The following is a 9,756-nucleotide window of genomic DNA, read 5'->3' as shown; positions in this document are numbered from 1 at the left end:
ACCTGATCATCATCGTGTTCGCGGTGGTGGTGATCGGCGGGATGGGCTCGATCATGGGCTCGATCCTGACCGGCCTCGGCCTGGGCGTGATCGAGGGCCTGACCAAGGTGTTCTATCCCGAGGCCTCCTCCACGGTCGTGTTCTTCATCATGGTGATCGTGCTGATGCTGCGCCCGGCCGGGCTGTTCGGGAGGGAGAAGTGATGAACCAACCAATCGGCGCGGCAGTGGCCGCGGGGCAGACAAGACAGGGGCGGGGCGTGCAGAAGAAACTGTTGTACGGATTGTTGCTGGCAGCGCTGGTCCTGGCGCCGATGGCCGGAGCGTATCCGGTGTTCGTGCTCAAGGTGCTGTGCTTCGCGCTGTTCGCATGCGCCTTCAACCTGCTGATTGGCTATACCGGGCTGCTGTCGTTCGGCCATGCGGCCTTCTTCGGCGGCGCGGCCTATACGGCCGGGCATGCGATGAAAGTGTGGGGCGTCACGCCTGAGGTCGGGCTGGTGCTGGGCACGCTGGCGGGTGCCTTGATCGGCTACGTGGTCGGGTATATCGCGATTCGCCGGCAGGGCATTTACTTCTCGATGATCACGCTGGCGCTGGCGCAGATGCTGTTCTTCTTCTGCCTGCAGGTGCCGTACACCGGGGGCGAGGACGGCTTGCAGGGCATTCCGCGCGGCAAGCTGTTCGGTGTGTTGTCGCTAGCCAACGATCTGACGCTGTATTACGTGGCGCTGGCGATCATCGTGGCGGCCTTCGCGCTGATCGTGCGGACCGTGCATTCGCCGTTCGGCCAGATCCTCAAGGCGATCAAGGAAAACGAGCCGYGCACCATCTCGCTGGGCTACGATACGGACCGCTTCAAGCTGATGGTGTTTGTGCTGTCAGCGGCGCTTTCCGGGCTGGCCGGGTCGATCAAGGCGCTGGTGCTGGGCTTTGCCACACTGACTGACGTGCACTGGTCCATGTCGGGCTCGGTGATCCTGATGACGCTGGTTGGCGGCCTGGGCACGCTTTCGGGCCCGCTGGTCGGGGCTTTCGTGGTGGTGGCGCTGGAAAACAAGCTTGGCGATATCGGCAGCTTCCTGGCCTCGACGACGGGCATCGAGTGGTTCAACTCACTGGGCGAATCCGTCACAATGGTGACCGGCGTGATCTTCGTGATCTGCGTATTGACGTTCCGCCGCGGCATCATGGGCGAACTTCTTGCCCGCTTTGGGAAGGCCCGGGAGTGATCGTGGGGCGACATGCCCGATTTTGGGGCTAGGGTTTCTTCTAGCTTGCTCGAAACGCACCGCTTCGTTACATTCCATATACGGTTTTCGCAGGTTAAATGGAGGCRGAAGCGAGGAGACGACAGGCGCGCAGTCACTAGGCTGCAGTGTCAATATAAGATAAGGGCGTTGCTGGGTGATCCTCAGCAACGCCTTTTTTAATTTGCGGGTTGAATGCCCCTTCCTGGTGCGTGATGTTTTCGCCATGCGGGATCGTTGTCAAAGCGACCAACTGCGCATGCGACAATGTGGCCTTGCCATCGGGCCCGCCATGCCGTCAGATTCCCCCTCTCTCATTCCTTCCCTGCCTGAATCCGCCATGCCCCCGGCCTCGATACGCCTGGCCGGTACTGGCGATGCGCAAAACCTGGGCGCCTGGCTGCAATCGCGGCACGCATTGCCCGTAGCGGCGGCGCGTGCCCGGCAGGCGCTGCTGGAGGGCCTGCTTGCCCGGCCCGAGCGCGGGGCCTGTGTGGTGGCGCAGGCCAGCGTCGGCACGGATCTGCTCGGTTGCCTGCCCGTTACGCTGATACCGCATCTCGAGCTTGCCGGCCTTGCGGCGCTTGCCACCGAATGGTGGGCCGGTGACGTGCCGGCGGACAGGGGTGCCGCTTTGCTGCTGGATTGCTGCGGCCTGCTGGCCGGCTGGTGCAGCGCGCATGGCGTGCGCCATCTGTTGCTGGCGCCGGCGCTGCTGGCGGCGGCGCAGGCCGCACCGGCGGGTTTTGCGCCGCATGCCAGCGGCCTGTGGCATCTCAATTTGTCGCCAGCCGCCAAGATGCTGGGCTGACGATTCGAGCGCGCCCGCCGCGCTGGGTTCGCCTCCTTCCCTCGCTCCCTCCGTTTTTTCTTCTTTCGTCTCCCCGCGTCCATGGAATTCGCGTTTCTTGCTGTTGCCGCTTTTCTTGCCGGCCTKATCGATGCTGTCGCCGGCGGTGGTGGCCTGGTGCAGATCCCCGCGCTGTTTTCAGCCTATCCCAACATGGCGCCGGCCACGCTGCTCGGCACCAGCAAGGTGGCGTCGCTGGCCGGTACCACCAATGCGGCGCTGCGCTATGGCCGCAGCGTGCGCATCTACTGGGGCGCGACCTTGCCGACGATGCTGTCGGCCTTTTCCTTCTCGATGGCGGGCGCTTACGCGCTCACGCTGATTCCCGCGGCGCCGCTGCGCAAGTCGCTGCCCTTTATCCTGGTGGCCCTGCTGGTCTATACGGTGGCCAAGAAGAGCCTCGGCACCGAGCACGCACCGTCGCTCCGCGGCGGCAAGGAGCGCGCCGCGGCGTTGCTGGCGGGGGCCGTGATCGGCTTCTACGACGGTGTGTTCGGGCCGGGGACCGGCAGCTTCCTGATGATCGTGTTCGTGCGCGTGTTCGGCTACGATTTCCTGCACGCCTCGGCATCGACCAAGGTGGTCAACCTCGCCACCAACCTGGCGGCCCTGCTGCTGCTGGCGGCGAAGGGGCACGTCTGGTGGCAGCTCGGGCTGGTCATGGCGCTGGCTAACGTAGGCGGCAGCCAGATTGGCAGCCGCCTCGCGCTCAAGCATGGAAGCGCCTTTGTGCGGCGCGTGTTCATCGTGGTGGTGGCCGCGCTGATCGTGAAAACCGCCTGGGATGCGTTCGGCCGCTGAGGGTCAGTTTGCGGCCGTGTCGCTTGCATGCTGCGATGCGGGTTAATCCCGCTAGCCCGGCGATATGCCTGTTGCTAGACTCGCTACGCATTCCCGACCAAGCGGTCGGTGAATGAGCGGCCGGCGTGGCGCGCCATGGCATTGCCTGGCGAGTCCTGCCGAGCGCCGCCAGGGATCACGCGCAGGACGGGAAATGGGGCAGGGCGGATACGGATTCGCCCATCGCCCCGGGGTAACAGGCAGGCGCCGGCGTTGCGCCTGGATACGGGCCAAAAAAAATGCAACGAAAGGGCACCGGCACAATAAGATCCACCAGGACAAATCAGACCAGAAGACCAGATTGAGGCATCCGACTGGCCGCAAGGCGGCACGGGTGCCTCTTCCGTTTGCCGCAATGGAAGGAGACACGATGACATTCAAGCGCGCCAGCCTGCTGGCTCTCGCCGCAGMCAGCCTGTGCGCCGGCACCGCCAGCGCACAGGTCAAAGTCGGGGTAACGCTGTCGGCCACCGGGCCCGCCGCCTCGCTGGGCATTCCCGAGAAGAACACCATCTCGCTGCTGCCCAAGGAGATCGCTGGCAAGAAGATCGAGTACATCGTGCTCGACGATGCGTCGGACACCACCACCGCGGTCAAGAATACGCGCAAGCTGATCAGCGAAGACAAGGTCGACGTGGTTGTCGGCTCCACCGTGACGCCCAACTCGCTGGCCATGGTCGATGTCGTCGCCGAGAACGAAACGCCGATGATCACGCTGGCCGCGTCGGCCCGCATCATCGAGCCGATGGATGCCAAGCGCGCCTGGGTCTTCAAGACGCCGCAGAACGACTCGCACATGGCCACCGCCATTGCCGAGCACATGACCAACCACAACGTGAAGACGGTTGCCTTTATCGGCTTCGCGGACGCCTATGGCGATAGCTGGGCGCAAGAGTTCGCCAAGGTTGGCGAGATGCGCAAGATCAAGGTGGTGGCCAACGAACGCTTTGCGCGCACCGATACCTCGGTCACCGGCCAGGTGCTCAAGATGATGGGCAGCAACCCCGACGCCGTGCTGATCGCAGGCTCGGGTACGCCCGCGGCGCTGCCCGCCAAGGCGCTCAAGGAGCGCGGCTGGAAAGGCAAGATCTACCAGACCCACGGCGTGGCCAACGCCGACTTCCTGCGCGTGTGCGGCAAGGATTGCGAAGGCACCTTCCTGCCGGCCGGCCCGCTGCTGGTGGCCGAGCAACTGCCCGACACCAACCCGGTGAAGAAACCGGCCATCACCTACAAGACGGCTTACGAGAAGGCATTTGGCGGCCAGGTCTCGACCTTCGGCGGCCATGCCTGGGATGCCGGCCTGCTGCTGCAGCGAGCCATTCCCGAGGCATTGAAGAAGGGCCAGCCGGGCACCAAGGAGTTCCGCAAGGCGCTGCGCGATGCCATGGAGCAGACCAAGGAGCTGCCGATTTCCCACGGCATCATGAACATGACGCCGACCGACCACCTTGGCCTGGACCAGCGCGCGCGCGTGATGGTGGAGATCGTCGACGGCAAGTGGAAGCTGCAGACCAAGTAAGCGGCGAAGACGGGCTGCATTTGATGCAAAAAGGGCGCATGGCCAGCCATGCGCCCTTTTTGTTGGTGCCGGCTCATGCCGGCCCACGCCATTGCGCGACTACAGGCAATCCCGCACTTGACACCGCATCTGCCATGCGAGATCTTTAACGTGTTAATGAATTCGGCGTTTGCCAGGACAAGCAAGACGTCACGACGGCATGACGACCGTGGTGCGCTGCGGATATGCGGCACTTGGCATCTGCATAGCTTCCCGCCTGCCGTGCCAGATTGCCGATGCGGCACTGCGCAATCTAAGGGTTCGTCGGGATTTCCGCTATGCGTAAGTTGTTTCATATTTCGTAACTCGTAATTTCACAAGCCAGCCGGCCTCCCTCCGCCGGCCGGACTCACCAACAAGACGGGGAGACAATGGACCTCTCGATCGCCGCCATCCTGGCGCAGGACGGCATCACCTCGGGCGCCATCTATGCGCTGCTCGCGCTGGCCCTGGTGCTGGTGTTCTCGGTGACCCGCGTCATCTTCATTCCGCAAGGGGAGTTCGTCGCCTATGGCGCGCTGACCCTGGCGGCGATCCAGTCCGGCCATGCGCCGCAAAGCAGCTGGCTGCTGCTGGTGATGGGCGTGCTGACCTTTGTCTACGAGACGGTCACCGTCCTGCGCAGCGCTGAACTGCGCAGGACCGCGCCCAGGCGGGTCGCGGTGCTGGCCGGCAAGTACCTGGTCTTCCCGCTGGCCGTGCATCTGCTGGCGCAGAACTTCGACGGGCAGTCGATGCCCATGCTGGCGCAGATCGCCCTGACGCTGCTGATCGTGATTCCGCTCGGGCCCATGCTGTACCGCCTGGCCTACCAGCCGCTGGCCGAAGCCAGCACGCTGGTGCTGCTGATTGTCTCGGTGGGCGTGCACTTTGCGCTGGTGGGGCTGGGGCTGGTGATGTTCGGCGCCGAGGGCTCGCGCACCGCGCCTTTCTCCGAGGCGCGCTTTGAAGTGGGCAGCCTGACGATCTCCGGGCAGAGCCTCTGGGTGGTCGGCGTATCGGCACTGATGATCGCGGGGCTGTATTTCTACTTCGAACGCACCATCGCCGGCAAGGCGCTGCGTGCCACGGCGGTCAATCGCCTGGGTGCGCGGCTGGTCGGCATCGGCACAACGCAAGCCGGGCGCCTGTCGTTCACGCTGGCGGCGGCAATGGGCGCGCTGTGCGGAATCCTGATCGCGCCGCTGACCACGGTGTACTACGAGTCGGGCTTCCTGATCGGCCTGAAGGGCTTCGTCGGCGCCATCGTGGGCGGTCTGGTGAGCTACCCGGTGGCGGCCGCCGGTGCCATCCTGGTGGGGCTGCTCGAATCGTATTCGTCCTTCTGGGCCAGTGCGTTCAAGGAGGTCATCGTGTTCACCCTGATCCTGCCCGTGCTGCTGTGGCGCTCGCTCACCAGCAAGCATGTGGAAGACGAGGAATAAGGGACACGCCATGAATACCAACCTCAAGAACCGAATCTTCCTGCTGGCCTTCGCGGTAGTGCTGGCGCTGTTGCCGGTGCTGCCCACGCCCGAATTCTGGATCACGCTGGGCAACTACATCGGCCTGTACAGCATCGTCGCCATCGGCCTGGTGCTGCTCACCGGCGTGGGCGGCATGACCTCGTTCGGCCAGGCCGCTTTCGTCGGGCTCGGCGCTTACAGCACCGCCTACCTCACCACGCAGTTCGGGCTGTCGCCCTGGCTCGGCCTGCTGGTCGGGCTGGTGATCACGATGGCCTCGGCCTATGTGATCGGCCTGATCACCATGCGCATGTCGGGCCACTACCTGCYGCTCGCCACCATCGCCTGGGGCCTGTCGCTGTTTTTCCTGTTTGGCAACCTGGAATTCCTCGGCAAGTACGACGGCCTCAACGGCATTCCCGTGCTGCACGTGCTTGGCATCGAACTGGCCTCCGGGCGCTCGATGTTCTACCTGATCTGGGCCGTGGTGCTGGTGTCGGTGATCGCCATGCAGAACCTGCTCAACTCGCGCCCGGGCCGCGCCATCCGCGCGTTGAAGGGCGGCGGCACCATGGCCGAGGCGATGGGTGTGAACACCGCATGGATGAAGGTGGTGATCTTTGTGGTGGCGGCGATGCTGGCCTGCATCTCCGGCTTCCTCTATGCGCATCTGCAGCGCGCGGTGAACCCCACGCCGTTCGGGCTGAACTACGGCATCGAGTACCTGTTCATGGCGGTGGTCGGCGGCGTAGGCCACGTGTGGGGCGCGGTGCTCGGCGCCGGCATCCTCACCATYCTGAAGGACGTGCTGCAAGGCGTTCTGCCCAAGCTGCTGGGCGCCAACGGTAACTTCGAAACCATCGTGTTCGGCGTGCTGATGGTGCTGCTGCTGCAATACGCGCGCGATGGCATCTGGCCGTTCGTCAAGAAGCTGTTCCCCAACGGGCCGCCGGTGCTGGCGCCGGCGCAAGCGCCCGCGCTGCCGTTGCGCGCCAAGCCGCAGGCCGGCGAACTGATCCTGGATGTCAAAGCCGCGCGCAAGGAGTTCGGMGGGCTGGTGGCGGTCAACGACGTGAGCTTCCAGGTCCGAGCCGGCGAGATCATCGGGCTGATCGGCCCTAATGGCGCGGGCAAGTCCACCACCTTCAACCTCGTCACCGGCGTGCTGCCGGCCACGCGCGGCGAGGTGCTGTATCGCGGCGAGCAGATCTCCGGGCTGCCTTCGCGCGAGATCGTCAAGCGCGGCATCGGCCGCACCTTCCAGCACGTGCATCTGCTGCCCACCATGACCGTGCTGGAGAACGTGGCCATCGGCGCGCACCTGCGCGGCGACTTTGCGCCGCAAGGCGGCGTGACGGCAGCGATCCTGCGCATGAACAAGAACGAGGAGGCCAAGCTGCTGCACGAGGCCGCGCGCCAGCTCGAGCGCGTGGGCCTGGCCGAGTGCATGTACATGGAAGCCGGCAGCCTCGCGCTGGGCCAGCAACGCATCCTGGAGATCGCGCGCGCGCTGTGCTGCGATCCCGCGCTGTTGTTGTTGGATGAGCCCGCGGCAGGGCTGCGCTACAAGGAGAAGCAGGCACTGGCTGAGCTGCTGAAGAAGCTCAAGGGCGAGGGCATGAGCGTGCTGCTGGTCGAGCACGACATGGACTTCGTGATGAACCTGACGGACCGGCTGGTGGTGATGGAGTTTKGTACGCGCATCGCGGAAGGGGTGCCCGAGGACGTGCAGAAAGACCCGGCGGTGCTCGAGGCCTACCTCGGCGGCGTGGAGTAAGGAAACGACAATGAGCCTGATCCTGGAAGTGAAGGACCTGCACGTGCGCTACGGCAAGGTCGAAGCCGTGCACGGCGCGAACCTGAAAGTGGAAGCGGGAAAGATCGTCACGGTGATCGGCCCCAATGGCGCGGGCAAGTCCACCATGCTCAACGCCATCATGGGCGCGCTGCCGGTGAGCGGTTCGTCCACCGGCGCGGTGACCTACCTCGGCCACGACCTCGCCGGGCTGCCGGTGGAAGGGCGCGTGGCGCGAGGCATGTGCCTGGTGCCGGAGAAGCGCGAACTGTTTGGCTCGATGAGCGTGGCGGACAACCTGGTGCTGGGCGCCTATCGCCGCAAGCGTGCGGGTGAGAAGAGTTTCCTCGACCAGATGGAAGTGGTCTACGGCCTGTTCCCGCGCCTGAAGGAGCGGGCGAAGCAGGACGCCGGCACGCTGTCCGGAGGCGAGCGCCAGATGCTGGCGGTGGGCCGCGCGCTGATGGCCAAGCCGAAACTGCTGATGCTGGACGAGCCGAGCCTGGGGCTGGCGCCGCTGATCGTCAAGGAGATCTTTCACATCATCAATGACCTGCGCAAGACGGGGGTGGCGACGCTGCTGATCGAGCAGAACGCGCGGGCGGCGCTGCAGGTGGCGGACTACGGGTACGTGATCGAGACCGGGGATATGGCGATGGAGGGGCCGGCTGCCGAGCTCGCGGCTAATCCGAAGGTGATCGAGACGTATCTGGGATTGGCGAAGAAGGCGGCTTAGCGCTTTTCTGCTTTTTGGATTCTCCAGAATAATAACGGCGAACATTGTTCGCCGTTATTATTTATGTAGTGCATTTTTTGATGTGGCCGATTTGTTGGCGGCATTGTCCGTTGGATAGCGCAGCAGTGGGTACGCTTCAAATTCATGATATGAATATATCTATCTTAAAGTTTGATATTTATATTTATTGCGATGATGAATAAGCTGCTGGATGGTGAGATGTATGCACATGATGGATGTCATTTAGCAAATGAAGATCAGTTCTATTTTTCTGGTGAATTTTCTTCATTGAGCTGAAGCACATCCGGGTCCTGTGCCGCCACGCCCAGCAACCATGCGCKAAACTGCGCAAACGCTGGATGGTCCCGCCGCYCCCGCGGTGCGCACAGGAAGTAGCCGCGCGTCAGCCGGATCGGCAAATCGAACGGCGCCACCACGCGCCCCGCAGCGATCTCATCCCGTACCAGGCAGCGCTGCAGTACCGCCACGCCCATATCCGCCTTGACCGCTTGCACCAGGATCGAGACCTGGTCGAAGCCTTTCGAGAGCGTGGGCGCAGCACTGGGTACGCCGGCGGCGCACAGCCAGTGCTGCCAGTTTGCCGGCGCGGTGGTGTGATAGAGCAGGGGCTCATCGAGGAGTTCGGCGGGCTCGGACCAGCGGCCGGCCTCGTGGCGGGCGCGAGCGCGGTCGKGGTGGCAGATGGGCACCATCTCGCTGCCGATCACGTAGTCGGATTGCAGGCCTGGCCAGCGATCCGGCGTGCCCGGCAGGATGGCAGCATCGGGCGCGGGGCCTGAAAAGTCTTCATCGCGCCGGTAGGGCACGAAGTCCAGGCGGACATCAGGGTAGCGGCGGTGGAAATCCGGCAGCCTGGGCACCAGCCATACGCTGGCCAGCGTGGGCACGGCCGACAGCGTCAGGTGGTGCTGGCGGTCACGGGCGAGGAGGGCGGCGCTGGCGCTCTCAATGGCTGCCAACGGACCGGCCACGGCCTCCAGCAGTTGCTTGCCAGCATCCGTCAGCGTCAGTCGATGAGCATTGCGCTGGAGCAGAGGTTGGCCAAAGTGGGATTCCAGCCGGGCAATCGCACGGCTGATCGCACCCTGGGTTACGCACAGGTCTTCGGCCGCGCGCGTGAAGCTGCCCAGCCGCGCGGCGGCGGCAAAGGCATGGAGTTCGGACATCGAGGGCGAGCGTAGCCGCATGCGGTGGGGGTGGGTGTGCCGAGAATGATCTTTGGTAATGCAACCGTGCAATATAGTCGTTTGTGCGGACTC

The 9,756-nt window shown here is 64.3% G+C and carries 8 protein-coding genes and 1 pseudogene; 8 read left to right on the top strand and 1 reads right to left on the bottom strand.

What is annotated here, in order from left to right; translation table 11 throughout:
• From AC1DS3_RS01230 to AC1DS3_RS01195, 8 genes and pseudogenes are all read left to right on the top strand, one after another.
• Positions 1-203 (top strand): annotated as a pseudogene (locus tag AC1DS3_RS01230) (branched-chain amino acid ABC transporter permease); the annotation flags it as partial.
• Positions 203-1,231, top strand: coding sequence for a branched-chain amino acid ABC transporter permease (locus tag AC1DS3_RS01225; RefSeq protein ID WP_477126556.1), 1,029 nt, complete (start codon positions 203-205; stop codon positions 1,229-1,231). The pseudogene AC1DS3_RS01230 and the gene AC1DS3_RS01225, both read left to right, overlap by 1 nt.
• A gap of 358 nt (positions 1,232-1,589) precedes the next feature.
• A complete protein-coding gene (locus AC1DS3_RS01220) occupies positions 1,590-2,060 on the top strand; it encodes a hypothetical protein (RefSeq protein ID WP_441635788.1) in 471 nt (156 codons plus the stop codon).
• An 81-nt stretch (positions 2,061-2,141) separates the two neighbouring features.
• The gene (locus AC1DS3_RS01215; RefSeq protein WP_441635786.1) at positions 2,142-2,900 is read left to right on the top strand and encodes a sulfite exporter TauE/SafE family protein; all 759 of its coding nucleotides are present in this window, start codon (positions 2,142-2,144) and stop codon (positions 2,898-2,900) included.
• Positions 2,901-3,309: 409 nt separating this feature from the next.
• Positions 3,310-4,461 carry an ABC transporter substrate-binding protein gene (locus AC1DS3_RS01210; protein ID WP_477126555.1) on the top strand — a complete coding sequence of 384 codons (1,152 nt, stop codon included), beginning with the start codon at positions 3,310-3,312 and terminating at the stop codon, positions 4,459-4,461.
• Between the two features lie 410 nt (positions 4,462-4,871).
• Positions 4,872-5,924, top strand: coding sequence for a branched-chain amino acid ABC transporter permease (locus tag AC1DS3_RS01205; RefSeq protein ID WP_441635782.1), 1,053 nt, complete (start codon positions 4,872-4,874; stop codon positions 5,922-5,924).
• Positions 5,925-5,934: 10 nt separating this feature from the next.
• Positions 5,935-7,722 carry a branched-chain amino acid ABC transporter ATP-binding protein/permease gene (locus AC1DS3_RS01200; protein ID WP_477126554.1) on the top strand — a complete coding sequence of 596 codons (1,788 nt, stop codon included), beginning with the start codon at positions 5,935-5,937 and terminating at the stop codon, positions 7,720-7,722.
• 10 nt (positions 7,723-7,732) lie between these two features.
• Positions 7,733-8,476: an ABC transporter ATP-binding protein gene (locus AC1DS3_RS01195; protein ID WP_441635778.1), complete on the top strand. Its 744-nt coding sequence runs from the start codon at positions 7,733-7,735 to the stop codon at positions 8,474-8,476.
• 263 nt (positions 8,477-8,739) lie between these two features.
• Here the strand turns inward: AC1DS3_RS01195 and AC1DS3_RS01190 are convergent, their stop codons facing one another.
• Complete coding sequence (locus AC1DS3_RS01190) at positions 8,740-9,684, bottom strand: LysR substrate-binding domain-containing protein (protein WP_477126553.1); 945 nt, start codon at positions 9,682-9,684, stop codon at positions 8,740-8,742.
• Positions 9,685-9,756 lie beyond the last annotated feature (72 nt).

The sequence above is a fragment of the Cupriavidus sp. 01L46 genome, from assembly GCF_056399905.1.
Note: the sequence above shows the minus strand (reverse complement) of the source record. Positions and strands in the feature narration are given on the sequence as shown.